The sequence below is a fragment of the Alteromonas sp. BMJM2 genome (assembly GCF_027257845.1).
GTDB lineage: Bacteria > Pseudomonadota > Gammaproteobacteria > Enterobacterales > Alteromonadaceae > Alteromonas.
The window spans coordinates 1-26,998 of record NZ_JAPVOT010000011.1 but is presented as its reverse complement, the minus strand read 5'-3'; the positions used below and the strand labels follow the sequence as shown (position 1 = coordinate 26,998).

General features: G+C 43.7%; 19 protein-coding genes. 16 read left to right on the top strand and 3 right to left on the bottom strand.

The features are described 5' to 3' along the window. The first annotated feature begins 41 nt into the window (after positions 1–41). The 7 genes from O9X84_RS12630 to O9X84_RS12600 all read left to right on the top strand — a co-directional run bounded on the left by O9X84_RS12630 (position 42) and on the right by O9X84_RS12600 (position 10,574). A complete protein-coding gene (locus O9X84_RS12630) occupies positions 42–815 on the top strand; it encodes a hypothetical protein (protein WP_269520132.1) in 774 nt (257 codons plus the stop codon). After that, positions 767–2,377: an alpha-1,6-glucosidase domain-containing protein gene (locus tag O9X84_RS12625; RefSeq protein WP_269520167.1), complete on the top strand. Its 1,611-nt coding sequence runs from the start codon at positions 767–769 to the stop codon at positions 2,375–2,377. The genes O9X84_RS12630 and O9X84_RS12625 overlap by 49 nt, the downstream gene beginning before the upstream one ends. A gap of 819 nt (positions 2,378–3,196) precedes the next feature. Continuing rightward, on the top strand, positions 3,197–3,703 hold the full coding sequence (locus O9X84_RS12620) for an RNA methyltransferase (RefSeq protein ID WP_442864538.1): 507 nt from the start codon (positions 3,197–3,199) through the stop codon (positions 3,701–3,703). A 65-nt stretch (positions 3,704–3,768) separates the two neighbouring features. Further along, positions 3,769–4,719, top strand: a complete 951-nt coding sequence (locus tag O9X84_RS12615) for a PEP-CTERM/exosortase system-associated acyltransferase (RefSeq protein WP_269520130.1) — start codon at positions 3,769–3,771, stop codon at positions 4,717–4,719. A 96-nt stretch (positions 4,720–4,815) separates the two neighbouring features. Next, the gene (locus tag O9X84_RS12610; protein ID WP_269520129.1) at positions 4,816–6,885 is read left to right on the top strand and encodes an alpha-amylase family protein; all 2,070 of its coding nucleotides are present in this window, start codon (positions 4,816–4,818) and stop codon (positions 6,883–6,885) included. A 466-nt stretch (positions 6,886–7,351) separates the two neighbouring features. Further along, positions 7,352–8,848, top strand: coding sequence for an MFS transporter (locus tag O9X84_RS12605; RefSeq protein WP_269520128.1), 1,497 nt, complete (start codon positions 7,352–7,354; stop codon positions 8,846–8,848). A 1-nt stretch (position 8,849) separates the two neighbouring features. Further along, positions 8,850–10,574 carry an alpha-amylase family glycosyl hydrolase gene (locus O9X84_RS12600; RefSeq protein ID WP_269520127.1) on the top strand — a complete coding sequence of 575 codons (1,725 nt, stop codon included), beginning with the start codon at positions 8,850–8,852 and terminating at the stop codon, positions 10,572–10,574. 85 nt (positions 10,575–10,659) lie between these two features. Here O9X84_RS12600 and O9X84_RS12595 read toward each other — a convergent pair whose 3' ends face one another. Further along, complete coding sequence (locus O9X84_RS12595; protein WP_269520126.1) at positions 10,660–11,682, bottom strand: LacI family DNA-binding transcriptional regulator; 1,023 nt, start codon at positions 11,680–11,682, stop codon at positions 10,660–10,662. A 314-nt stretch (positions 11,683–11,996) separates the two neighbouring features. Between O9X84_RS12595 and glnS the strand changes: the two genes are divergently transcribed. Beyond that, complete coding sequence (glnS, locus tag O9X84_RS12590; protein WP_269520125.1) at positions 11,997–13,664, top strand: glutamine--tRNA ligase; 1,668 nt, start codon at positions 11,997–11,999, stop codon at positions 13,662–13,664. Between the two features lie 129 nt (positions 13,665–13,793). Here glnS and O9X84_RS12585 read toward each other — a convergent pair whose 3' ends face one another. After that, positions 13,794–14,537, bottom strand: coding sequence for a YciK family oxidoreductase (locus tag O9X84_RS12585; protein ID WP_269520124.1), 744 nt, complete (start codon positions 14,535–14,537; stop codon positions 13,794–13,796). A 306-nt stretch (positions 14,538–14,843) separates the two neighbouring features. On the opposite strand from O9X84_RS12585, the gene O9X84_RS12580 reads away from it, so the two are divergent. The 4 genes from O9X84_RS12580 to O9X84_RS12565 all read left to right on the top strand — a co-directional run bounded on the left by O9X84_RS12580 (position 14,844) and on the right by O9X84_RS12565 (position 22,132). Further along, positions 14,844–17,441: a VolA/Pla-1 family phospholipase gene (locus tag O9X84_RS12580; RefSeq protein ID WP_269520123.1), complete on the top strand. Its 2,598-nt coding sequence runs from the start codon at positions 14,844–14,846 to the stop codon at positions 17,439–17,441. 184 nt (positions 17,442–17,625) lie between these two features. Then, positions 17,626–20,205, top strand: coding sequence for an acylase (locus O9X84_RS12575; RefSeq protein ID WP_269520122.1), 2,580 nt, complete (start codon positions 17,626–17,628; stop codon positions 20,203–20,205). 220 nt (positions 20,206–20,425) lie between these two features. Then, positions 20,426–21,448: a protease SohB gene (gene sohB / locus O9X84_RS12570; protein WP_269520121.1), complete on the top strand. Its 1,023-nt coding sequence runs from the start codon at positions 20,426–20,428 to the stop codon at positions 21,446–21,448. Between the two features lie 60 nt (positions 21,449–21,508). Then, on the top strand, positions 21,509–22,132 hold the full coding sequence (locus O9X84_RS12565) for a TetR/AcrR family transcriptional regulator (RefSeq protein ID WP_269520166.1): 624 nt from the start codon (positions 21,509–21,511) through the stop codon (positions 22,130–22,132). 39 nt (positions 22,133–22,171) lie between these two features. Here O9X84_RS12565 and O9X84_RS12560 read toward each other — a convergent pair whose 3' ends face one another. Continuing rightward, a complete protein-coding gene (locus O9X84_RS12560) occupies positions 22,172–22,501 on the bottom strand; it encodes a hypothetical protein (RefSeq protein WP_269520119.1) in 330 nt (109 codons plus the stop codon). Between the two features lie 219 nt (positions 22,502–22,720). Between O9X84_RS12560 and O9X84_RS12555 the strand changes: the two genes are divergently transcribed. The 4 genes from O9X84_RS12555 (at position 22,721) to O9X84_RS12540 (ending at position 26,231) form a co-directional block, all read left to right on the top strand. Then, positions 22,721–23,482 carry a Nif3-like dinuclear metal center hexameric protein gene (locus tag O9X84_RS12555; RefSeq protein WP_269520118.1) on the top strand — a complete coding sequence of 254 codons (762 nt, stop codon included), beginning with the start codon at positions 22,721–22,723 and terminating at the stop codon, positions 23,480–23,482. Between the two features lie 28 nt (positions 23,483–23,510). Beyond that, entirely contained in the window at positions 23,511–24,269 is a 759-nt protein-coding gene (locus tag O9X84_RS12550; protein ID WP_269520117.1) for a methyltransferase, read from the top strand. Positions 24,270–24,489: 220 nt separating this feature from the next. After that, positions 24,490–25,668 (top strand): alpha/beta hydrolase-fold protein, encoded by a 1,179-nt coding sequence (locus tag O9X84_RS12545; protein WP_269520116.1) that lies wholly within the window; start codon positions 24,490–24,492, stop codon positions 25,666–25,668. Between the two features lie 98 nt (positions 25,669–25,766). Continuing rightward, positions 25,767–26,231 (top strand): hypothetical protein, encoded by a 465-nt coding sequence (locus tag O9X84_RS12540; protein ID WP_269520115.1) that lies wholly within the window; start codon positions 25,767–25,769, stop codon positions 26,229–26,231. Positions 26,232–26,998 lie beyond the last annotated feature (767 nt).

Here is a 26,998-nt window from a genome sequence, read left to right as displayed (position 1 = left end):
AGCGGGGTTGCCTTTATGTCTTCACCCCTCCATGTAAAACGGTGCCAGGGTACTACCACCGTTACGAAGTAGATACTGGAGCAATTGTTCGCGAAACATGCTGTGATGATACAGAGCCGCGTAATGTGATGATGGAAAAGTTCATGGAGGACTCTTTGCTCATGTGGGCTGAGCACTACAAATATGACTCTTTCCGTTTTGACATCATGAGCCAGGCAACTAAAGACACTATGCTGCGTTTGCGTGAAGCGGTGCAGACAGTTGATGAAGATAACTATTTCTATGGCGAGGGGTGGACCAAAATAGAGCGGGGTTATGAGCAGGCTAATCAGCTAAATATGGCAGGTTCTGAAATTGGCACGTTTAACGATCGTATTCGCGAGGCCATCCGCCAGGGGAACATTTTCTCTCCTGAGTCAGATGCGCTGCTTAGCGACCAAGACCGCGTTAAAATGAGCTTGATTGGAACATTGAAAGACTATGTTCTTGAGACATCAGCGGGTAGTGCTGGGGCCACCAGCAATTTAGGCGGTTACGCTGACGATCCGGCAGACATTATTAACTATGTGTCTAAGCATGATAATGAAACTCTTTGGGATCAATTAAATTACACATTGCCGCAAGATATCAGCCTGCAAGAGCGCGTTCGAGCACAAAATGTGGCCATGGGAATCAACTTAGTCGCTCAAGGGATCCCGTTTCTGCAAATGGGTGGCGACATGCTGCGCTCTAAGTCTATGGACCGCAATACCTACGATTCCGGTGACTGGTTTACTATGTCGACTTTACCTATGGCACCAACAACTGGAATGTAGGTTTACCACTTGCGCAAGACAATGAGAGCCGCTGGGAAGAAATGGGTGAGTTCATTTACGACCCAGAACGCGCCGCATCGACAGCCGACATAATGTTTGCGTCAGACGTGTTTGCAGAGCTACTTTCAATTCGTATGTCCAGCCCCTTGTTTAGGTTAACTAGTGCTAACGATATTATCGATCGCATTGGTTTTCATAATATTGGCAGTAATCAGCAAAAAGGCTTAATTGCCATGAGCATCGACGATGGTGCTGCCCAAACTGATGATACTGTTCGTGCCGATATCGATATGATGAACGACGCGATAATGGTTTTGATTAATACGGGCTATGATGAGAAAAGCATTACAGTAAATACTGCCACAGGCTTTATGTTACATGCTATACATGCAAATTCAGTTGACAGCAGCGTGCGCGGCGCAACGTTCGCAGAAGGTGATGATGGTAATGGCACTTTTACTGTACCGGCGTTAACCATTGTCGTTTTTGTTAAGCCTCAATCGGGTGCACAAGGTTATGGACTAAGTGCGTTTGCGACATCAGGCGCTCCTGATGTGGTGCCTTATGGCGATACTACGGCCTATTTACGTGGCGATATGAATGGATGGTCTTTAGATAATGCATTTACCTATCAAGGTGACGGGGTCTATTTCGTTGCGGTTCCCCTTATTGGCGGGACGACCTATGGGTTTAAGTTTGCATCTGAAGACTGGGATACGGTGAACTTCGGAGCAGTTGACGGTGATGATGGTACGGTAACGGATGGCGTTGAAAAAGTATTAGGTAGAACCAATACAAACCTTGCGTTCACTCCCTCAATTGATGCTACCTATCTATTTACTATTAATGCCAGTGACAACGAAGCGCCAGTGTTGACGGTAGAGAATGAGGAGCCCTATGTTGGCACACCAGTGTATCTTCGTGGTGCAATAAACGACTGGGGAACCGCTGAAGAATTCCAGTACCAAGGAAGCCGTATCTATACGTTTGCTCGAGATATAGAGCCTGGTACCTATGAATTTAAAGTCGCCTCTAAAGACTGGAGTACCGTTAATTTCGGAGCGCTTAGTAGCGACGACAGTGATAGAAATGTGGTTGTTGGGCAGTCCGTTGGATTAGCAGCGACCAACGATAACCTTATCCTCACTATTGAAAATGCCGATCGCTATGTATTTGTTTTCAATGTGTCAAATGAGGATGCACCTACTATTGGTGTTTACAAAGAGGATTTCTGGGGTGGCACTGATGTATTTGTTCCCGGTGGCATGAATGGTTGGAAGGCCGTTGATAGGTTCTCTTATTTAGGTGCTGGTGAATATGTAGCTGAGGTAGAGTTGAGTGCTGGAGCAGTTGAGTTCAAAGTTGCCTCAGAAGATTGGTCAACGGTAAACTTAGGCAACCCTAATGACTCAGCGACCAATGCAGTAAGTGTAGGCACACCAAAGATTCTGGGTAGTAGTAATAACAACCTGATAATAGATGTGACTGAAGCTGGGCTGTATGAGTTCAAAGTTTCAGGTCCTGATGGTGCAATGCCAACGCTGACTGTTTCCATGAAGTAAATTCTTAACACGCTCAGCGTACGTTTACTACAGCAAACCAAAAACTGCAGTGTCGGTGACACTGCAGTTTTTTATCTCACTTTTTGTCATTTTCAAAAGTCAACTCAACGCACGTTTTCACACTCAGCTTTGGCCTAAAACACGTGTGAACATTTCCTAAATACTAGGCTTTTTTATTAATTTTGCATCAATGCAGGATTGAGGAAGTTAGCAGCGTATCTATATGGATACATCACTTTGCTCTAGCCTAATCACGCGCGTCAAACTGGTGCGGCGGTGCTCTTGCGCACAATAATTGGACCTATACCGTAGCCAATGTCATACACAATAACTGTCTTTCTTTCGAAATTTTCATGTTTAACGACATAGATGTCTAATCAAGCCTCATTTTATATTAGGTATGTTCTACCTGAATTAACGAACATGTCTCCTAAGCCGTTATATTATCAAAAGATTATGCATCCGAGCAGAATATACAGGCCGTCATTGTAAATTTTTCGCACTTTTTGGACCGCTTTTTGCTCAACAGGACTAAAATCAAAAACATTCAAATCATCTAATTAATAATATGTTTTTAAACGCTAATTTATACCATTGGCCGGATAGTAAAAGTGGCTGAAGGTCGCGGTCTATAAGCGCTTGGGGCAGGTTTGTAAGAGGTCGCCGCTGTCAGCGGCAGCGCATGTATAAAGTTTAGACTTGCTAATCTGTCAAGCTTTTCGCTTTATACCTTAGTCTAATTTTCTTAAATTGCTTGTGGTATGACCACGAAATTAATGGCAATATCTAGATAATTGTAAAATTTACAAAGTTTTAGGTATGCATTTGAATAAGCAAACGGCATCGCTAGGTTTGATAAATCCAAAGAACCCAGTAAATGTTGCCTCAATTTTGCGAGCTGCTGGTTGTTACGGCGTATCCTCGGTTTTTTACACTGGCCAGCGATACAGGCTTGCAAAAGAATTTAACGCAGACACTAAAGCGTTTCACAAGATTATTCCCACCGTTGGCGTGGATAATTTACAAGATGTCGTGCCTAAAGGTGCAGAAGTAGTTTGCATAGAGTTAGTAGAAGGGGCTGTTCCGTTACCGCACTTCGAACACCCAGAAAATGCGTTTTACATTTTTGGACCTGAAGATGGCAGTGTATCAAGCGATGTTCTTAGTTGGTGTGATCACGTTGTGTACATTCCAACTTTCTCATGCATGAATTTGGCGGCTACAGCTAACGTAGTGCTATACGACAGGATGTCAAAGTCAGAGTTTGTGCGAGGAGATGCGCTGATACGGAGCAGTAGGGACACGAATAACTCAACAAAGGTTTAATTGTTGGTGTGTCAACTGAACTGAGATGTTTACCCAAACAATAATAAGAACGTGGGAGTTTTACTGTGATTATAAAAACAATAAAAACAATAAAAACAATAAAAAAAATAAAAGCGATAGGTAATTTGAACCGTGCGGTTTCTCGCAAACTCAGCTCCGTACCGACAGTACTCTCAAACCTTTTTGCGAAGCAGCCTCCGCTTGATGAGGAAATTGTTCGCTTCTTTTTCAGTCGCTACCAACTTGTCGTTGCTAATGATGAGAAAGATAAGGACGTGAGCTTTAAAACTCGTCACAAAGTTTACTGTGAAGAGATGAAGTTCGAGCAGACTAGGGCCTCTGCACTCGAAGTAGATAAGTATGATGAAAGGTCGGTTAATTGCTACATCAAGCATCTTTCTACGGGGGAGTGTGCGGGCACAATACGGTTAGTGTTACCTCATAAAGATAACGGAGCATTGCCCTTAGAGGACAAGTTTTCAGACGCATTCTCGTGTCCGTCACTACTACCCTCTAACTTGTTATCAGACGGTGTATGTGAAATTTCGCGGCTCGCAGTGCCCAGAGAATTTCGCGTTAAACAGTTTAAAACAAAAGTATTACCAACGGAAAAGCTTGCTAAGCTTAAAAATGACAGCAATGTAAAATTCAATATTGAGCAATTGCCCTATTTATCAATCGCGCTCTATTTAATGGCGACTAGTGTTTGTTTGCACTTAGATATGTCTCACGCCTACGTACTGATGGAGCCGAAGTTGGCGAGACGAATGAAGGCATTTGGTATTCACTTTAATGAAGTTGGTGAAGCTATCAGCTTTAAAGGTCAGCGCGTGCCTTACCGTCTTTCTCCAACGACGTTAGTCAATGAGCTCTCAAGTACTCTAAAGCGATTTCAACAAGAGGTTCATCAGTGTATTCAACCTAGTTTGAACGAAATGAGGATTGGTGCTACGACCACTACTGCTAACGTTTCGTTTGCGGAAACGCCAGAGGTTAGGGTATCAGCAGCAGCATAACTTCAGTTTTTTTCGGTTGAATACGTATGCATATTTTTTAACAATACGTTAACGCGTATCCTATTGGCATTCATAAAAATTGAAGTAATCAATACGATGCCAGTCAAAAATATGCTCTCATTTTCTATTCCTTCGTTTCGAAAACCGATTGTTGTTGCTATTGTGGCCTCAGGTCTTATTGCCTGTTCAGACAACGATACAATGAGTAGTCAACAATCTAAGGGGTTAATTTCTCCCGAAAACGGACAGTCTCTTTCTATTAAAGAGTCTTCTGCTAGCGAACTCTCTACTAAAGCGACTTCCACTAAAAAACTGCCATCAGTGCAGGGTAAGCCGGTGGTATACCAACTATTCACTCGCCTCTATGGAAATACCGATACGGCAAATATTCCATGGGGAAGCATCGAAGATAATGGTGTGGGTAAGTTTGCCGATATTAACGATGCGGCACTTACTAGTATTAAAGCCCTAGGCACTAGCCATGTGTGGTATACAGGTGTGCCCCATCACGCTGTTATCAACGATTATAGCGACTATGGAATATCCCACGACGACCCAGATGTAGTAAAAGGCCGTGCAGGTTCGCCCTACGCAGTAAAAGATTACTACAACGTAAATCCTGACCTCGCGCTAAACCCAGCAAACAGATTGGAAGAATTTGAAGCTCTCATAAAGCGTACCCATGAAAATGGCATGAAGGTGATTATTGATATCGTTCCAAATCATGTTGCGCGAAGCTATCAATCGTTGTCATTGCCAGAGGGGCAAGCCAACTTCGGACACAGCGACGATACCTCCGTGGTGTATGCAAGAGACAACAATTTTTACTATGTTGTAGATAAAGCATTTGAAGTACCTACCGCACAAGGCTATGAAACTCTTGGCGGGGACGAACATCCTTTAGCGGATGGTGAATTTAAAGAATTTCCAGCAAAATGGACCGGAAACGGAGCAAGGGCTGCTAAGCCCGATATCAACGACTGGTATGAAACCGTCAAAATAAACTACGGTGTGAAACCTGACGGCACCTATGACTTTCCTGTCTTACCTTCAGAGTACGCTAACAAGTCGTTCAGCGAACATGTAGACTTTTGGAAAGACAAATCTCTACCTGATTCTTGGTATAAGTTTCAGAGCATTGCTCATTATTGGTTAGATAAAGGTGTCGACGGTTTTCGCTACGACATGGCAGAGATGGTGCCCGTGGAATTTTGGTCATTTTTAAACAGCAGTATTAAACAACGTTCGCCTGACGCGTTTTTATTGGCAGAGGTCTATCAACCGTCCAAATACCGAGATTATATACACCTAGGCAAAATGGACTATCTGTACGATAAAGTTGGATTTTACGATACGCTAAAGACCATTATGCAAGGCTCGGGGAAGGTGAGTGATCTCGTAGCTGTTCACACTCAAATCTCTGATATTGCCCCTCATATGCTTCACTTTCTCGAAAACCACGACGAACAACGTATTGCCAGTGAGGATTTTGCAGGTAGTGCAGAGAAGGGTAAGCCAGCACTGGCGGTGAGTGCGCTGATTAGCAGCTCTCCAACGCTACTTTACTTTGGTCAAGATGTGGGTGAAGACGGAAGTGAGGACATGGGGTTTGGTGATCCTACCCGGACCACTATTTTTGATTATGCCGGCGTGCCTGCCCATCAGCGTTTTATGAACGATGGAAAGTTTGATGGCGGTGCATCCACACAGCAGGAGAAGTCCTTGCGCAGTTTCTATGAGTCTATTATGGGAATTGCTGCCAACCATGGCGCGGTGAATGGGGATTTCATCAGTTTGCACGACATCAACTTAAGCAATGCTCAGAACAATAGCTTGTCTTCACAAGTGCAAAACTCAAATAGCCGTAACTCAAATAAACGCACCTCTCAAAGCCTGCCAAGAAATAGTTATAGTTATAGTGAGCAACAGTTTGCGTTTGCAAGGCGAACACAAGATGAAGGGTTTATTGTTATTACTAATTTCTCAGAACAGCCCTTAAAAAATATGCCGCTCATTATTCCCACCTCCTTATTTTTAAGTACAGAAATACCGGCATTGCTCAAGCCATTGGTGGGTGAAAAGCAACTCGCATTAGACGCTACAGATGGCAATGTGATGACATCAGTTTCGCTTGAGGGCCTAGAGACGCTGGTTTTTGAATTATAAGAGTTAATAGCATTGTCTTTTTCGTGACTTTTATTAAGAGCCCAGGCGAGAGCTTGATAAGCAGCTTCGTTAGACGCCCTTTATAGCAGCCCCCGGTACAAGCCACGTCTAATAAAAGCCACTTTGTTTGAATTACGCAAGCCAAGTGGTTTTTTTGTTTACAGGCCCTAGTTCCGAGGTATTGAATACGTATGCAGTGAATTGGTATCTCAGTGTTACACAGGTACTATCTTCTTTCGTTTTTTACTTAACGTCTTTTTAACATGAGGTGGTTGTAGTGAGGTCTCCAGTTTTAAATTTTCTTAGATCTTCCTTTGCACATTATTCCACCATGCTATCAAAATACGCGCAGGCGACTCGCCTAAGCGATAAAACCGTTTGGCGTTGACGACACCTTAACGTTGCCACCAATGTCTGCAACGGTATTCGTTGTAAATTAATTTAAAAACAATAAATAGAGCTAATTATGCAAGCAACTCAACCCCGCCTCTCATTTTGGCAAATTTGGAATGTCAGTTTTGGCTTTCTTGGCGTTCAATTTGGCTTTGCCCTGCAAAACGCAAATGTAAGCCGTATTCTTTCAGATCTGGGCGCCGATCTTCACTCTTTGTCATTGTTTTGGCTTGTCGCCCCAATTATGGGCTTAATCGTGCAACCTATCGTGGGTTCTGCGTCGGACAGAACGTGGAATAGACTGGGTCGCAGAAGACCGTTTATTTTAGCTGGTGCCGTGGCTGCCGTTGTGGGTATGATATTGCTACCTAATGCGCCTATTTTTGTGGCGTTTTTAGCGCCAATGGTAATGGGGGCGCTCATGGTTGCGCTCATGGATGCCTCGTTTAATGTGTGCTTTCAGCCGTTTCGCTCATTAGTTTCAGACATGGTGCCGCCATCGCAGCGCAATGTGGGCTATTCTATTCAGTCTCTTCTTATTAATATCGGTGCCGTTATTGGCTCTATTCTTCCCTTTGTACTCACCAACGTTGTGGGCTTAGAGAACACGGCGCAAATGGGGGAGGTTGCATCTTCGGTAATGTGGGCATTCTATATCGGTGCTTCAGTGTTGTTAGGTACCGTTATTTGGACCGTGTTTAGAACGAAAGAATATTCGCCTGAAGATTACAGTCGATATAAAGGGTTAAGTCCTGAACAGGGTGCTACTCTTAACGCAGAGAAAAAAGAAAAAAAGGCACCACTAGCACAGCGCTTAAAAGAGTTCTTTGCGTTAGTGGCAACTATGCCTAAAGCCATGAAGCAATTAGCGGTTGTACAATTTTTCTCATGGTTTGCACTCTTTATCATGTGGGTATACACCACGCCCGCTATTACCCAACATATATGGAACGTAGATAAGCAATGGTTTGACCCTGCATTTATCGCAGCTGCACCTATGGTTCCTGAGGCTATCATTATGGCCAAAGGTGCCGCCGGCGACTGGGTGGGTATTTTATTTGCCGCTTATTCTGTGTTTGCCGCTATTTTTTCTATCTTTCTTGCCAAGCTAGCAGACAAATTCGGTCGTAAAACTATTTATGCTGGCGCGTTGGCATTGGGCGGGCTGAGTTATGTAAGCTTTTTATTCTTCCAAGATTTAACAATGGTCAATGTCAACCTTCTCATCACAGAGGTTACCGTACCTCTTGGCGCCGTAAAATTACTCATACCGATGATTGGCGTGGGTATTGCGTGGGCCGCTATTCTTGCAATGCCATACGCTATGTTGGCAGGTGCACTCCCTGCGGATAAAACAGGGGTGTACATGGGGATATTTAACTTTACCGTCGCGGCACCACAAATTGTATCAGGCCTAACAGCAGGTTGGATCTTAAGTAGCGTATTCGATAACGACGCTAAATACATCATTGTGGTTGCAGGTGTGTCCATGGTGATTGGTGCTATAGCAGTATTTTTTGTGAAAGAGGCTGATACCAGCGAAATTGTTGAAGAGAAGGGAGTGATTTAAGATGGTGTCTAAACGCACAGCAATCGCGGTGGCCATGGCGACAATTTTAACAGCGGCCTGCACAAACTCGAATAACGCCACAAACAAGGCAGACGTTAATGACCGCCGATCTAACGCTGAATCACTGAATAATCAAACGATAGTGGGCACAACCACGCCCTTTGCAAGCGAAGCTATCTATTTCGTGGTGACCGATAGATTCGTTGATGGTGACAAGTCGAATAATTTTGAAAATCAAGGTGGTGACTATCCTACTTGGAGGCTTCCACTAGAGGGGCCTGAGGGTAAAACAGCCTACGTAGGCTATATGGGCGGTGACTTAAAAGGTATTTTACAAAACGCTGACTATATTACCGAGATGGGCTTTACCGCAGTGTGGATGACACCGGTACACGACAACCCTGATTATGCATTTAACGGCGATGAACAAATTACCTATGGAGGCGCATTTAAAGACGGCGGCAAAGCTGGCTATCACGGATATTGGGCGTCGAATTTTTATCAACCCGACGAGCATTTGGTGAGTGAAGACCTAACCGTTAAGCAATATACCGCGCAAATGCGGAAGCAGGGTTTAAAGTCGGTGTTCGATATTGTGGCCAATCATGGTTCACCCAGTTTCACCATGACTGATGATTTACCGGGATTCGGTGAGCTATACGACAAAAACGGGCTTTTGGTGGCAGACCATCAAAATTTAGCGCCTGAGGATTTAGATCCTAACAATAATCCTCTGCATGCCTTTTTTCACAACTATCCAGACTTAGTAAAGCTTTCTAACTTAGATGACGAAAATCCAGCCGTAAGAGATTACCTGATCAACAGTTATCTCTATTGGATTTCTCAGGGCGCTGATGCGTTTCGAATAGACACTATTCGCCATGTGCCTCATGCGTTCTGGCGAGAAATGTCCGACCGTGTTCGTAAAGAAAATCCTGACTTTTTCATGTTCGGAGAAAGCTTCGATTACGAGGCAAATAATATTGCGCAGCACACGCTAGATAAAAACGGCAACATCAGCGTACTCGACTTCCCTATGCAAAAAGCCATGTTGTCAGTGTTTGAAAAGCCTCTGGAAAGTGATTTTGCCGATATGAAAGAGGTATTGCACCTTACCCATGGGCCTTATGGAAACGTGTATGATTTAACGACGTTTTACGATAATCATGACATGGCCCGCATGAATGCTACAGACGATGGGTTTATCAATGCTCATAACTGGCTATTTACGGTAAGAGGCATTCCGGTTGTATACATGGGGTCTGAAATTGGCTTTATGCGCGGCACCGCAGAGCATGCCGGTAATCGCAATTATCTAGGGCAAGAGCGTATCGACAGTGCAAAGGCCAGTCCGATTCAGCAAGCGCTTAGCGATATTGCTAACGTAAGAAAGGCAACGCCAGCCTTGCAGCGTGGGCTTCAGTTAAATGTTGAGTTAAAAGGGCACAAAGCGGTGTTCTATCGCGTGTTACAAGATAAAGAAAATCAGCAAACCGCGCTGGTGTTATTGAACAAAGCCAATAAACCTGCCTCGTTCAATGTGTCGCAGTTCATGCAAAAAGGACAATGGCAGGAGCAGTTAAGCGGTAAGAGCCAGCAGATACAAGAGGGCGGTTCGCTCTTAAGTACCGTGGCGGCTAAAGGTGTTCAGGTATGGGTGCGTGACGGCGAGATTACGGGCGATGAACTAATGGCTACCCTGGCTGACCAAATGAAAAGGCAGTAAATACCGAGGCTGCAAACCTAGCTTAACCAAACCAGACCAAACAAAAGAAGGGTGCGTTCACGCACCCTTTTTCGTCTTAAACACTTTACTCGCTACCGCAAGACTGGCGTATGATAATATCGGCAGGCATAAGATAGTCTTCTACTTTCTCGTTGTTAATGGCCCTTAACAAGGTGTCCACCAATAACTCACCCGCAAGGTTGGTATTTTGTTGCACAGTAGATAATGCAGGGGTGGTGTACGCAGAAACCGCAATATTGTCATAGCCAACCACTGCCACATCCTGTGGCACATTGATGTTGGCGCGTCGTAAGGCACGCAGTGCTCCCATTGCGATTAAATCTGACGCACATACAATTGCTTCTGGTACCTCGTTACACTCTATTAATGAGCGCACAGCGTCTGAGCCATCATCTTCAGTAGAGATGGCGTTTCGCTGAACACTTTTCGCGGTAAGGTTATGTTTTTCTAATGTGTCGGTATAACCGCGATATCGCGCCATAAATTCAGGCGCATGAACGCCATTGTCGCCAATAAAGGCAAAGGTTTTTTTACCTAACGCGATCAAGTGCTCGGTAATACTTTGTCCACCTTGATAATTATCGCAGCCAATACTGACTCCTGGGTGGTCTTTATCAGGGGCGCCCCAGCGAACAAAGTGCGTGCCCTGCGACTCAAGCTGCGCCACTTTGGTTTGATAGTCGGTGTAGTTGCCATAACCAAGTAAGATAATACCGTCTGCTTTATTTGAGTCTTCATATTCCGCGTGCCAATCGTCTTCCAAATTTTGAAAAGAGACTAAGAGGTCGTAATTCGCTTTTGCACAGGCACGAGTTATGCTGCCTAGCATGGCAAGGAAAAAAGGGTTTATCATTGAGTCGTCTGAGGTGGGGTCCTCAAAAAGTAAAAGGGCAATCGTACTGCTTTTCTGCTTTCTTAAATTGCTCGCATTCTTATCGACTTTATAATTGAGTTCTTGTGCGATTCGCTGCACGCGCTCTCTTGTCTCTAAATTAACAAGGGGACTATTGTTAAGTGCTCTCGATACAGTCGATTGTGAGACACCGGCTAAGTGAGCTATATCAAAAGAGGTCGCTTTTTCTTTCATAAACACAATTTCTCGCTACAACGACATCGTTGCCTTCGAAATTAGGTTAACACATTTTTCTTCTATGTCTTGGTTTTACACTGTGAAGACCTAACCTTGGTTATCTAAGTATCCCAACATAAAACCGGTTATCGCCGTTTTCTATGTACTCACCTATGATGTGTTGCGAGTGTAAAATGTAGCAATGTCCGCTTCTATCGACGGTTATTCAACCACTTGTCAGCGTTAAATGAATAAAACGTGGTTGAAGCATTTGTGTCAGTGGTATACTCACGTTATCAATATAATTACTTGTGCATAAGGGGAACATGCGAATGGCCGAGACTGAGCATCGTCCGACCAATTTTATCCGTCAAATCATTGATAAAGATCTTGCCAGTGGTTTGCATGACTCAATAAAAACGCGGTTTCCGCCGGAGCCAAATGGCTTTCTTCACATTGGTCATGCCAAATCCATCTGCTTGAACTTCGGTATAGCGAAGGATTACACGGGAACCTGTAATCTGCGTTTTGACGACACGAATCCAGCGAAAGAAGATATTTCTTTTGTTAACTCAATTAAAGAAGACGTTAAATGGCTTGGTTTTGCATGGAGCGGTGATGAGCGTTATTCCTCTAACTACTTCGACCAGCTACACGGCTTTGCGAACGAATTGATTGATAAAGGCTTAGCCTATGTCGATTTTTCTAGCCAAGAAGTCATGCGTGAACTGCGCGGTACCTTAAAAGAGCCAGGTAAAAATAGTGCCTATCGGGACACAGACGTAGAAACCAATAAACGTGAATTCGCCAAGATGACGGCCGGTGACTATGCCGAAGGCGAATGCAGCCTGCGCGCCAAAATCGACATGACTTCACCGTTTATGTGCATGCGCGACCCGGTTATTTACAGAGTGAAGCATGCTCATCATCACCAAACCGGTGACAAGTGGTGTGTGTACCCAATGTACGACTTTACTCACTGTATATCAGATGCCATCGAGGGCATTACGCATTCACTATGCACACTAGAATTCCAAGATAACCGCCGTTTATACGACTGGGTTATAGAGAATATCTCTATCGATTGCAGCCCTAAGCAGTATGAATTCTCTCGACTTAACTTGGAATACACGGTACTAAGTAAACGCCGACTTATTCAATTGGTTGATGAAAAGCACGTTCATGGCTGGGATGACCCACGTATGCCAACAGTTGCTGGCTTGCGTCGTCGCGGGTATACGCCAGGCTCTATTGTTGAATTTTGTAAGCGTATCGGCGTAACCAAAATGGACAACATGGTTGAAATGTCCATGCTAGAAGCCTGTATTCGCGATGACTTAAACGTGAATGCGCCTCGTGCAATGGCCGTGCTAGACCCGATTAAAGTGGTTATCGAAAACTACGAAGAAGGCGCTACTGAAACCTTGGCGGCTCCTAATCATCCGAATGATGAGACAATGGGTACTCGAGACATCACGTTTAGTCGTGAAGTCTGGATTGAAGCAGAGGATTTCCGCGAATCAGCAAACAAAAAGTTCAAGCGACTGGTACTTGAAAAAGAAGTTCGCCTTCGCAACGCCTATGTTGTGAAAGCAAACCGCGTAGAGAAAGACGAAGAGGGTAATGTAACTACCGTATATTGTACTTACGATCCTGACACGTTAGGTAAAGATCCAGCTGATGGCCGCAAGGTGAAAGGGGTTATTCACTGGGTAGATGCAGCAACGGCAAATGCGGCCGAGTTCCGTTTATACGACCGCTTGTTCAATGTACCTAACCCTGCTGCCGAAGAAGACTTTACCGATGCTATCAATCCAGAATCTTTAGACGTAAAACAAGGGTGGGCTGAAGCAGGTTTGATAGATAATGTACCTGCTGTTGGTGCATGGCAATTTGAGCGTACCGGTTATTTTTGTTTAGATAACGACAGTACTGCTGAAAAGCCAGTATTTAATCGCACAGTAGGTTTGCGAGATACTTGGGCAAAAATGGAAGGCTAGTTAAGCACTTCGTTTATCCATAAAAAAGCCGCGTTCGCGGCTTTTTTGTTTTAGTTGCCCTGTAAATACGGTTCTGAGTCACTATTTACTGGTGTCAAAGCGTATCTGTGTCAAATCTAGCGGCTTGAATTACTTTGGCTGGCAATCCAACGACTCACCGTTAACAGTCGCGCTATCATTGCCCATCAAGTACAAGTAGGTAGGCATAATATCTTCTGGCGTTTTTAATGTTTCAGGGGTTTCTGCCGGGAAAGCTTGAGCGCGCATATTCGTGCGCGTCGCACCCGGATTGATGCAGTTAAAGCGGATAGATTTGTTCTGGTATTCGTCTGCCAGAGTTTGCATAACCCCTTCGGTCGCAAACTTAGACACGGCATAGGTTCCCCAAAACGCGCGGCCTTTTCTGCCTACACTCGATGTCGTAAAAATGACTGATGCGTTATCCGACTTTAAAAGAGCAGGAAGCAATGCCTGTGTCATGTACACCATACCGTTTAGGTTTATTTGCATAACATCTTGCCATTCTTGAGCGTCTATATCTTTAAATGCGCTTAAGTGGCCAAGAATAGAGGCGTTGTGCAGTACCCCATCTAAACGACCGAACTGGTCTATAATCGTCTGTGTCATCTGTTGATAATGACTAGGAGTAGCGCCCTTTAAATCAAGGGGAACAATGGCTGGTTCTGCGCCTTTCGCTGCAACTATGTCATCATACACAGCTTCAAGCTTGGCTACAGTTCTACCAAGCAATATACAAGTTGCACCATGTGCCGCGAAGGTTTTAGCCGCTTGTGCACCAATACCATCACCGGCGCCAGTAATAAGTATCACTTTATTGTTTAATAAATTGTTGGGCGCATTATAGTCGTTCATGATTATCCTTCAGTTACATCGTGCAAAGCGGGTTTGCGTAGCGTTTTACAAGTGCTGAGATGATACTCAAGTTGGCTGGTAAGTAAAACAATCCCGTTAAAAACCAGTCAAACGTAAAAAAAGTTCACCTAACTAGTTAACAAAACTTTGCAAAGTTGCAATAAAGTCAATAAGATTGAGGAAGATACAACTGGTCTAACATGTTTGAAACTATCTTCTATGCCTGTTACAGCAGGATAGACCAAATTATTTTAATAAAACCGAATTTTAGACACAGAATAACAACAATGCTTGTAGGGAGTAGAGATGAGAAAACTCGTATTAAGTTCCAGTGTGGCTCTTGCACTGGGTCTAGCAGGCTGTGGTGGCTCCGATGAAACCCTTTCCGACATTCAGGCCGAAACAGAAGTACAAACCCCATTTTCGCGAATAGTATTTGATCCAGCAACAGGGAACCTCAATATTCCCAACGACTTATTAATGCTGCCAGGCGATGATGGCTTTTTCGATTACACGCTGAACATACCGGTTGCTGATCCCACTGATTTTGGTGATCCGCAAAACGCATTAAATGTGCTAGACGGTTGGTCGACACAACATCCGTTCGTGATTAATGTTGAAACCCCGGTGAATACATCGCTAGATGAATCATCTCTTTCCGCTGGTATTTTGCTGTTTGAAGCAACACTAGGGCTTGACCAATCTGACCCAGATTGCGCTCAGGTTTCAATACCTTCAGCGGGTTGTAAGTTAGGTGAACAGCTTACGTTTGGCGTAGATTATGTTTTGAGCTTGGCCGATAACAACACGGTTTCATTTGTACCGTTAAAGCCGCTTAAACCAGCGCAAGGTTACATGTTAGTCATGACTACCGACCTTAAAGATTCATCCGGTAAGTCAGTGCAAGGCTCTACAACCTGGGATTCAGTTAGACAAGACATTAACACCAACCCACTATCAAGCGATGCGCAGTTACAGCTTCAAGGGTTAGTCAACTCTTTGGTTAACCCACTGATTGGTGCTGGATACGACCGAGAAGAGCTAACCTACGTGTCTGCGTTTACTACTCAGTCGATTGCTAACTCGCTCGATACTATCAAAAAAGTGATGATTAGTGAGTTTGCTGCCCGCGCAGGTGCTGGCGATCCGACGGCAGGACAAGCTTTACCTGCTATTGTAGTGGGTGATGCCGATGAAGATCCTACTGCAATGGAAGCACTCGACCTCGTGACTAGCGACGTAGTTGCCGGTGCTGTAAACACAGGTAAACAAGGGTTACCCGCTCAAACTCAAGCGTTTATTGATGCAACAGACTTTAGCGCTCTTGAAACGTGTGCAGGCTTGGCCGGTACAGTTTCTGGCCAGCTTTCTGCTCAATGGGGCCCGCTGAATGAATTCGCGGTAGGTGTTTCTACTGCAATCCTAACCCAAGTCGGTCCATTCTGCGCAGCCCAGCGTTATGAAGGTAATATCAACCTGCCATATTTCTTGGGTGTTCCGTCTGCTGAGAACCCACTTGCACCGGTTAATCAGTTTTGGACTGCAGCGTGTGACAGCGGTATCGTGCTAGCAGGTGCGCCACAGGAAGCATTGGCAGCGGCGACACCAGGTCCAAATGCACAAACCTGTTCTGCGCTAGGTCTTGCCGATCTTCGCGTTAACGGTGAAAAATTAGATAGTGCTCGTAACATTACTAAATTCAACCCATATCCACAGCCTACTGGCGGTAATATGGGCACTGAAGCGCTAGATGTTCAGGTAACTATTCCAGACCCAGCCATTGCAGGTGCCATAGGTTTCCCTATCAGTATGCCTGAAGCAGGGTGGCCTGTAGTTATTCTTGCTCACGGCATCACTAGCCAAAAAGAAGACATGTTAGCCATTACCGGTACACTAGCGTTAGCAGGTGTAGCCTCTATTGCTATCGACCAGCCAATTCACGGTAGCCGTGGATTTGACCTCAATGGTGATGGTGTTGACGACCTTAACGCTACGTCGGTAAGTGCAACGCACTACATGAATCTTGCTAGTTTGCCTACTGCACGTGATAACCTGCGTCAAAGCGTGTCTGATTTACTCGGTTTACGTCTTGGCTTAAACGCGGTAGTAGATACAACTGCCTCTCAAAGCGTTAAGTTTGATACAAGCCGTGTTTCAATAATGGGTGTATCGCTAGGCGCAATCACAGGTGGCAATTTTGCAGCTTTAGCGAATACGTCTATGGGCGGCGACTTAGCTGCGCTTGATGGATTTTTTGCTGTAAAGCAAGCTTCTCTTGAGTCTCCTGGAGGCGGTGCTGCTCAATTCTTAATTGAATCACCTTCATTCGGGCCTCTCATTAAAGGGCTTCTTCTTTCTCAAGCATCTGAAGACTTCGTTGCTCTTTTAAATCAGCTTTATGAGACAACAGATGTCAATGAAGCGCAGCTTGCTGAAGCAGTGGCATTGTTTGAAGCAAACCTTACTGATGCACAAGCTGCCGCGGTTAATGCTGTTTTTGCTGAGTTTGCCTTTGCGGCTCAAACTGTGATGGATGCTGGCGACCCCACCAACTATGCTCAAACACTAGGTAGTAATACACCAGTGCATATGATGACAGTGGTAGGTGATGGCAGTGTGGAAAACTTGCCAGACCAAGTTATCCCTGTTTCTACTGCTTTGCCGTTGTCTGGTCAGCTTCCTTTAGCTAACCTTATTGGTCTTGAGCAGGTATCGACAACAGTAGGGCCTCAAGCTGACCCGATCAGTGGTTTGGTACTGTTTAACAGTGGTGCTCACGCATCTAGCTTGAGCCCGGCTTCAAATGCCGCAGTGACCGCCGAAATGCAACGTCAGGTTGCAACATACCTCTCTTCTGATGCTGGCCTTCTGCCAATCAATGATGAGTCTGTAGTCGCAAACTAAGCGTTAAAAACGTTCCATTCAAAAAGCCGGCGAAAGCCGGCTTTTTTGTTTCTAGGTGTTTCTGTTATTTGAATGTTCCATTTTGTTAATGTAATGTTAATTGATCGGATGTGTTGTGGCAATGAGTGAAACGCTTTGAGGGATTTCCTCGCCATATTTACATTTATTCACAAGGAAACTATCAATGACAATAACGAAAAATATTCACCCTGCACGGACTTTAATTGCATTATCTGTTGCCGCTTGTTTAGCGGGTTGCGGTGACAATAACAACGACTTTTTAGATGTGCAAGACGGCAGCACTCCAGTGTCACCACCACCCGTAGTAACAGCACCTACACCTGTTCCTGCGTTTGACACCGATGGTTCACTAACGGCTGACATTACGTGGACTACCTATGGTGTACCTCACGTAAAAGCCGACAACCTTGAAAGCATGGCCTATGGTGTTGGCTACGCGTTCGCTAAAGACAATATGTGCGTATTAGCCGATCAAATCTTGAAATATAATTCTGAGCGAGCCAAGTATTTTGGTCCTGATAGGCAGCCTGGCAGCGGTGATTCAGAGCACCTCATCAACGACTTTGGCTTTCTCACACTAGGCATTCGTGAGTTAGCTGAAGACAATTTGCCTCGATTGTCTGCCAATTCTCGAGCCATGTTTCAAGGTTACACAGCGGGCTACAACCGCTATTTAGATGAAACCCCTGTAGCAGAACAAGATCAAAGTTGCGCGGGGCAGCCTTGGGTTCAACCCATTGATAGCACAGATTTACTGACCTATTCTCTAGGTGTGGCGCTACTACCTGGTGCTGCTAATTTCTTAGGGCCTATGTTCTTAGCTGCGCCAGAGGGGGAAAATTACTTACCAACCCCTGCGCCAACTGCAGCCGCAGGTCAAACTGCAAGCGCTCAAGCGCCAGCAGCATCCAGTGCTGAAAATACGCCAACGACAGTATTTAAAATGAACCCAACCATTACCCTACCAGAGAGAAACCCTCAGGAAATGGGGTCGAATGGTTGGGGGCTAGGGAGTGACAAGACGACTAACGGAAAAGGGATTGTACTAGGTAACCCCCATTTTCCTCACACCGGCAATTTACGCTTTTGGAACTTTCATGCGCAAATTCCTGATTATTTGAATGTAACTGGTAGCTCTTTAATGGGTCTACCTGGTGCAGTTAATATTGGGTTTAATGAGAATGTAGCGTGGACACATACGTTCTCCACAGCAGAACATTTTGTGGTTTATCAATTGAGTTTAGATGAAGATGACGCATCGGGAATGAGTCATATAGTTGATGGCAATAAACGCATTATTTACGAAAAGCCGCTACAGATAGAAGTTGCTGTTGGCGGTGGACAAACTATTGCGCTTAATAAAACATCCTACTACACCAACTATGGACCAATGATAGAAGTGCCGGGAAACTTTGGTTGGGATAACGCAAATGCATTCGCTATAAAGGACGCAAACTTGCCCAACTTTGATATTGTCGATCACTGGCTAGCGATGAATATGGCTTCGTCTATGGACGAATTTAAGCAAGCATTTAAAGATTATGACGGTGTGATTTTTAACAATACGATGGCCGCCTCAAGCGATGGGCAAGTGTTTTACATTGATGACTCCACGGTTCCAAACCTCACCGAAACCGCTATCAATGAATTAACGACAAACCCACTGCTAATTCAAACAAAAGCGGTAGCTGGTTTTACTGTACTGCCCGGATTTATTTCACAATTTGATTTTGATGGTCCTGTACCTTATGAGGAAGCGCCAAAATACGAAGGCTCAGATTCGGTGCAAAACTCAAACGATAGCTTTTGGTTAACAAACCTGACTTCACCAATAACGGGTGTAAACCCACTTTATGGAAATACTGAGAATCAACAATCTCTGCGCTCTCGTATGGGGCAGAAGTTTATCGAAACAGAGGCGGGGAGTGACGACACCTTTACACCTGAAGAAGTAGAAGAACTTTTACTTAATAACCGTAGTTATCTTGCTGAAGACATTTTACCAAGCCTGTTACAAGCATGTACTGAACAAGGTGATATGCCGGTAAACGTTGACGGTACAGATGTAGATATCTCGGCTGCCTGTGATGCACTTGGTTCGTGGGATAGTACAATGAACACCTCTAGCGTTGGCGCACATGTGTTTAGAGAATTTGCATTTCAGTTTAATCAAAACCCACAGTGGGAAGTGCCTTTCTCTCTTGAGTCTCCTGTTACAACGCCATCAGGTTTAGTTCAAAATGACACGACAATGCAGCAATTAGCAAAAGCGGTTCAGGTTATTGAACAAGCGGGTGTTGCTTTTGATGCGACGCTTGGTGAAGTTCAGTTTGTTGAGCGAAGTTTACCTAATGGTGCGGCAAGTGGTGAAAAGCTTCCCTGGGGTGGTGCTCACAACATCGAAGGCGGTTTCAACGTGTTTGATAGTATTCGAGGCCGAGATGAAACCTTGTTACCAAGACACCGTTATGAGCCGGTGAGCAACAACACCATCATGAGTGCAGAGGCTGGCGGGTATCACATTAACTATGGAACAAGCTGGGCTATGGTGATCAGTTTTACTGAAGAAGGACCACAGGGGCGCGGTATATTGACGTATTCACAGTCTCGTCAATTTGGCAGTGAACACTTCCTAGATCAAACTAGGTTGTATTCTGATCAGCCTACACTGCGAGATATCTATTTTACCGATGAAGATATTGACGCAAATGCCATTGAGAAAATGACGCTTTCGTCAGAATAGGGCTAACGTTAGCGTTATAGGCTATCGTCAGAACGAACGAGGGCTGGTATTATGTGGCACAAGAGTGTAATAAAAGTAACGTAATACAAGTTACTTAATATCAATAATCGAAAGGAAGATGGGGAAGCGTACTTGCAGTTTCCGTATACGTACCCATCTTATCTTTGCTTGTAAGGGTTTGAAGTGTTCAGACCCTTTTATTTTTTACTAGGAGTAAGATTTGGAGTTTTTGTACGAATATGGCTTGTTTGTAGCTAAAGCAGTTACCTTGGTGGTTGCGTTTGTGGTTGTTGTTGCAACTATTGTTGGCGTAGCAAGTAAGCAAAAACATGGTAAAGGACAGTTAGAGATTACTTCAATCTCAGATCAGCTAAAGGATATTACACAATACGCTAAGCAAGTACTGCTAGACAAAAACTCTGCTAAAAAGTTAGCGAAAGAACAAAAGAAAGTAGAAAAAGCGAAAGGCAAGCAGAAGAACGACGAACCGAAGCCGCCAAGAATGTATGTTATCGACTTTAAAGGTTCGATGGACGCTGGCGAGGTGGATAACCTAAGAGAAGAAATTACCGCAATTTTATGTGTCGCTGATAAAGATGATGAAGTACTTGTGCGTCTTGAAAGTGGCGGCGGTGTTGTTCACGGATATGGTTTAGCTGCATCTCAGCTTCAGCGAATAAAGCAAAAAGGGCTAAAGCTAACTGTTTCAGTCGATAAAGTAGCAGCAAGCGGCGGTTATATGATGGCTTGTGTTGCCGACAAGCTTCTTGCTTCACAATTTGCCTACATAGGCAGCATTGGTGTGTTGGCGCAACTTCCAAACTTTCATAAGCTATTAAAGAAAAACGACATAGAGTTTGAGCAACATACTGCAGGTGAGTTTAAAAGAACCCTAACGGTGTTTGGTGAAAATAACGATGAAGGCCGCGCTAAGTTCAAAGAAGAAATTGAAGAAATTCATGTGTTGTTCAAAGATTTTGTCCATAGCCAGCGACCGGATATGAACATCGATCGTGTAGCGACAGGTGAGTATTGGCCTGGTACCAAAGCCAAAGAGCTTGGTTTAATCGATGATATTACAACCTCTGACGACTACATCTTATCGCATTACCCTGAGAGAGAGATTTTCAGTGTTAAGTACTCAGTGAAAAAGAATGTTGCTGAAAAGCTTGGAATGTCTGCAGCGTCAGTGGTTGAGCGTGTAATCATGAAATCGTGGAGTAAAGCCAGACACTGGTTTTAATCTACATGTGAAAGCGGGGTAGTGATTGCCCCACTTTACGAGCAAAATAAGAAAGAAAAAATGGCACGGCATACGAAAAACGACATTCTCGATGCAGCAGAGTGTTTGTTCTCTCAAAATGGTTTTTCACACACTTCAATGCGAGAGATAACCACGCGGGCAGGGGTTAATCTCGCGTCGGTGAACTACCACTACGGTAGTAAAAAAAATCTTATTCAGGCTGTTTTTAAACGCTATTTTGACCAACTCATGCCCCATATCGACACCTGCCTAGCTTCTTTTGAATTTTCCAAAGGAGCCCAAGGCGTCGAAAAGCTGCTCTACACACTTATTCCACCTATGCTTGAGCTTAATACCGTAACTGAACACGGCACAGCTAACTTCGTTAAACTACTCGGTAGAGGGTATAACGAGACTCAAGGCCATTTACGACGCTTTATTATGACAGACTACGGTGCAACGGTACGAGCACTGGTTACCGCAATTCAACACTGCTTACCCCATGTTCCCGAGGAAGAGCTTTTTTGGCGTTTGCATTTTGCCATTGGCAGCTTTGTTTTTTCTATGGCATCAAGTCAAGCACTCACTGAAATCGCCGAGTCAGATTTTCAAAAGCACGTCAATATCAGTGAAGTGATTGCGCATTTAGTACCCTTTGTGGCGCAAGGCTTGGCAGGTAGATAAAAGCGGTTACGTAAAGAAAGGGTGATAGCCACCTAAATTTTAGCGAGGTGGCGTAGAGCCGGGCGCATCTGCTTTTAACTGGTCTGCCCAAAACTGCTTTACTGAGAAGCCGCTCTTTTTCGATTTTGTCTTAGGCATGGTATTGGGCATAGTCTTTTTCTGCGTTTTAGATGTGGATGAAGCTTGAGCTTTATTCTCAGTGCCTAGTAATTCATTGGTCATCTCTTGTATTCGACTTAGCCTTACATTTTTGCCACCGTCAATACTGTACCAGCCACTTTTAGCTTGGATATCTGGTTGTTTACCATTCACGTTTGCGTAGGCATGAGTAAATTCTTCTAAAACATCGTTTTTATCTGATTTCGCCATGATTTTCCCGTACTTATTTTGTTACTCTTGTATCGTTAATCTTGTTTTGTCATTGGGCTGCTTTATATTGAGGCTGTGTTTTCTGTCTGTGTCCATTCCTTTGCCACAGAAAGTTAGCTGCAAAACTACCAATTTAAAGTATAAAAAATGCTCACGGCTTTTATAACGTTTTTTTTACATTCTGTCTAATTTTCAAGCAAAGGCTTTTAAGGAGTTCACGTGTCGGTTACTAATCAAGTGCTTAAAACATACCTCGACGGGTTACTCAGAGCTAATGAGATAAGCGATTACTGCCCAAACGGCCTTCAAGTTGAGGGCGCTAGAGAAATTACAAAATTGGTAACGGGAGTTACTGCATCGAAGGCGCTAATCGATGAAGCTATCAAGCGAAATGCCGATGCTATTTTGGTTCATCACGGCTATTTCTGGAAAGGCGAATCTCAAACTATTACCGGCATGAAAAAACAGCGATTAAAGGCGTTGATTGAAAACGACATTAACCTGTATGCCTACCATTTACCCTTAGATGTGCACCCAGAGTTTGGCAATAATCGTCAACTAGCGGACCTATTGGGGATAAAAAATATTGCAGCGGTGTCGTCAGTTAAGCCTACTGGTGTTTTAATGCAGGGGGAATTTGAGAACGCGCTTTCATCAGGAGAGTTACGTGATGCATTGGGCTCCCTGTTATCACGGACTATTTTGCTTGAGGGCAGTGACGCAACGCCAATAAAAACCCTAGCATGGTGTACTGGCGGCGGGCAGGGCTTTATCGAGCAGGCTGTAGAATTGGATGTAGATGCATTTATTACCGGAGAAGTGTCTGAACAAACCATTCATACGGCAAGAGAGATGGATATTGCCTTTTTTGCAGCTGGACATCACGCCACAGAGCGCTACGGTGCAAAGGCATTGGGAGAGCACATCAAGTCTCATTTTGATATCTGCGTAGAGTTCGTCGATATAGACAACCCAGCCTAATTCTCGTCACAGGATTTGAACTCACACTATGATTGATGACCATATTTTTGACGGTATAGCTGAAAAGTTTGCGAAGAATATTTACGGTACTACCAAGGGAAAGCTTCGCCACACCTTGCTTTGTGATGTGCTAGATAATCACCTTGTTGCCAACAGTAAAGTACTTGAGATAGGTGGTGGCACGGGGGTAATGGCTGCACACTTAGCTTCAATGGGGCATAGCGTTGTATTAACCGATGCATCAAGTGATGTACTTCAACAAGCGAGAGAGCTTGTAGCCCACAGTGACAATGACAACATTCGATCAAACATTGAAATAAGGCAAGAGTTTCTTCAAGAGATAACAGATATTAACCGCTTCAACCTGATTATTTGCCATGCTGTATTGGAATGGTTAGATAACCCTTATGAGGCGTTATCTTCAATTTATGACCGTATGGAGCCAGGGGCGGTGTTAAGTTTAAGCTTCTTTAATCATGACGCTAATTTGTTTGCCAATGCGATTTATGGCAATTTTGATTACATTGAAAAAGGCATGAAGGCTAAAAAGCAGGTTCGATTAAATCCAAAGCAGCCTCTTTCTGCAGGGAAGGTGCTTAACTACTGCGATTCTCTCGGTTTTACCGTACTGGAGAAAGCCGGTATCCGATGCTTTCACGACTACATGCGAGACATTTCGCACCAAACCACTAAGTACGATGATTTACTGTCACTTGAGAGAAAATATCACAGGTCTGAGCCCTACATGTGGTTAGGAAAGTACTTTCATCTTATATTAAAAAAATAATATCGGTACTTTGGAGTCATAAAACTACTTAAGCGCAAAAACAACTTATTTACTCTATCATTCGCGCCAATAATGAGGTGAGGTTGATGAGTGTGCACTCATGGCAACGATTCTCGTTTGTTGCTTAACATTTGTATACCAAGTAATGTTAAGTAAAAGCTCACCTGAATAATTAACTGCTCCATAAAAAGCTACTCTCAACTAAAAGGATTTAAACGGTATGTTATTTAAACGTATTGCGCTAACCATATTAGTGTGTTTTTTTTCTAGCTCCTCAATTCAAGCAGAACCTAGCAAAGAAGCAAAAAACTACGAGCTGAAAGTAGAGAAGTTTAAATCTAAAGTGTTAAAGGAGGAGCGAGAGGTCGTTGTTCAACTTCCTAAAGGTTACGCCGAGAACCCTGACAAGAAGTACCCTGTTATTTATCGGTTAGACGGTGCGGTTAATCTACCTTTAATGAATGCGGTTCTTGAATCACTTCAATCTGAAAATGCTGCGCCAGAAGTCATTATAGTCGCCATTGAAAATACGGACCGTTTTCGAGATCTTTTCCCAACGGCAAATGAAGACCCATACGGGCCTGTAGGTTATGGCGGTGGCGGGGCAAACTTTTTGTCTTTTATAACCACTGAACTTATTCCAATGGTCGAAAATAAATACCGGGTGCATGATTTTCGGGTGATAGCCGGGGGATCCGCTGGTGGTGTATTCGGGTTGTATGCGCTCACTCAAAATCCTAAGCTCTTTAAGGCTGTGATTGCCTATAGCCCTGCAGTGTGGTGGAACTATGGCGCGCCGGCAAAAAATACGATTGCATTTTTTAAATCTTCCAGCCAATTGGATCATTATATCTATACGTCTATAGGCAACGAACCGGCGCCAATGCGCCCCTACTATGATGATATGATTTTAGGTATGCGGGCAAACCAACCTGCTGGTTTGAGGTGGATAAATGATGCCTATGCTGGTGTTCGGCACAACTTGGTCACGGCAGCGTCTATTTTTAGTGCTTATCATAATCTGTTTTTTTCAGCTTATTTAAGGCCTGAACAGTTTGATGGTGATGTTCAAAGCATTGCCAAATATTACGATCGCGTTTCAAAGCAGCGCGGAGAAAAAGTAGAGGCGCCTGAATGGGTAATTCGAGAATTAGGTTATCACTATGTGCGTTCGCAAAATTATGGCAAGGCGATTGAGTTGTTTAAGTACGATATCGCTAAGTACCCAGAAATGCCGGACCCGTACAACGGCATAGCGTATGGTTACGAACAAATGGGTGAGTATAAAAAGGCCCTTGAGAGTGTAAACAAGGCATTGGAGCTCTCGACACCGCAGCACGATGGTTACCAAGTTTATGTTGATAGACAAAAGCGCTTACTGTCTTTACTGAAGAAATAAACTTAAAAATAAAACAAGACAGGCATGTTTTTGTATAGAGATATCAATTTTGTGCCTGTCTCTCTAAACATTAGGGCTATCAAGGAAAGATGCAACTTGTGAAAAAGATTAAGGGCATTTGTATTTTAATTCTCACCTTTTTTAGTTTTTGTTTTACAGTACTTTTTATGCCTCTTCAGGTTTATGGAGTTTTTAGTACTTTAGACTCTCAAGTCGTAGAAGCCGAAGTAATTTACTCTAAATTCGATAGAAATGGAAAATCTGGGTTTAATAAAAGGGGGTGCATCATTGAGGTGGAATTAAAAATTTTATCAAACAATGAAAATATAACTATCATTGATGTCAAACCAGGTGATATTTCAACATGCAGTTCAATGGAGAAATATGCCAGTGAATATAAAGCGGGCGACTTTACTACTGTTTATTTATCTAAAGGTGGAAAGTATTTCCTTCGTTTAGGATCGTATGTTGAAGCATTAACCCCCACATTCTTCAGCCTTCTTTGGCTTGTTTTTTTATATCGCTATATAAAAAAACAAAGAAAGCCAGATACCAGTTTATAGAATGTCCCGATGTTTCAGATATTCCGGCCATCTTGGCTCGTACTGGATTTAAATCAACATAACTGACCACATCCATAGCGTTATGGTAACGCATGAAGTACACCATCCCCACATAACACACCATTTTGGTACTTTTAAACCTACGAGCAAAAAACACCGTTTTAATTTATTGTTTTATTAAGAGGACTTAGAAGGTAATCTGACAACATTGATAAAATTAAAAAGACCATGATGGTGTGTTTAGGCAAACCGGTTTGGTGTCTAGTAAATTGTTAGGTGACACGGAATTCATATGAATAAGGCTGTTTTTAGCTATTATTGGTTAGCATTCACAGTTACCAATAAGTTGTTTTGGTTATTGCTTCCTGTTATCTTTTTTGCGACACATTGGCTTATTCCGTACATTATTTTTGCAACATCACTTGGCTGGACTCTAATTCTATTTGCTTTTTTCTACCGCTGCCCATCATGTAACAAAAGAGCGCTAATCCATTATGGTCATGTGCCAAAAAAGATAGAGTCGGATAGAAATTGGTTTTCAAAGTGGCTTGTACCAGATGAGTACATATATAAATATTTTCACTGCTGTTAAATGCGGACACAAAATAGAGGCAATGTAGGATGTTTGCAGTCAAGTCACCTAACACATATGAGCCTCCGGGCTGTCAATGAAAAAAGATAGCCCTTTGACCGCTATTTCAAGATCAATACCGTTGCCTTTTTAGAACTCGTTTACTTCGTCTGTCATGGTTGATGTTAGGCAAATT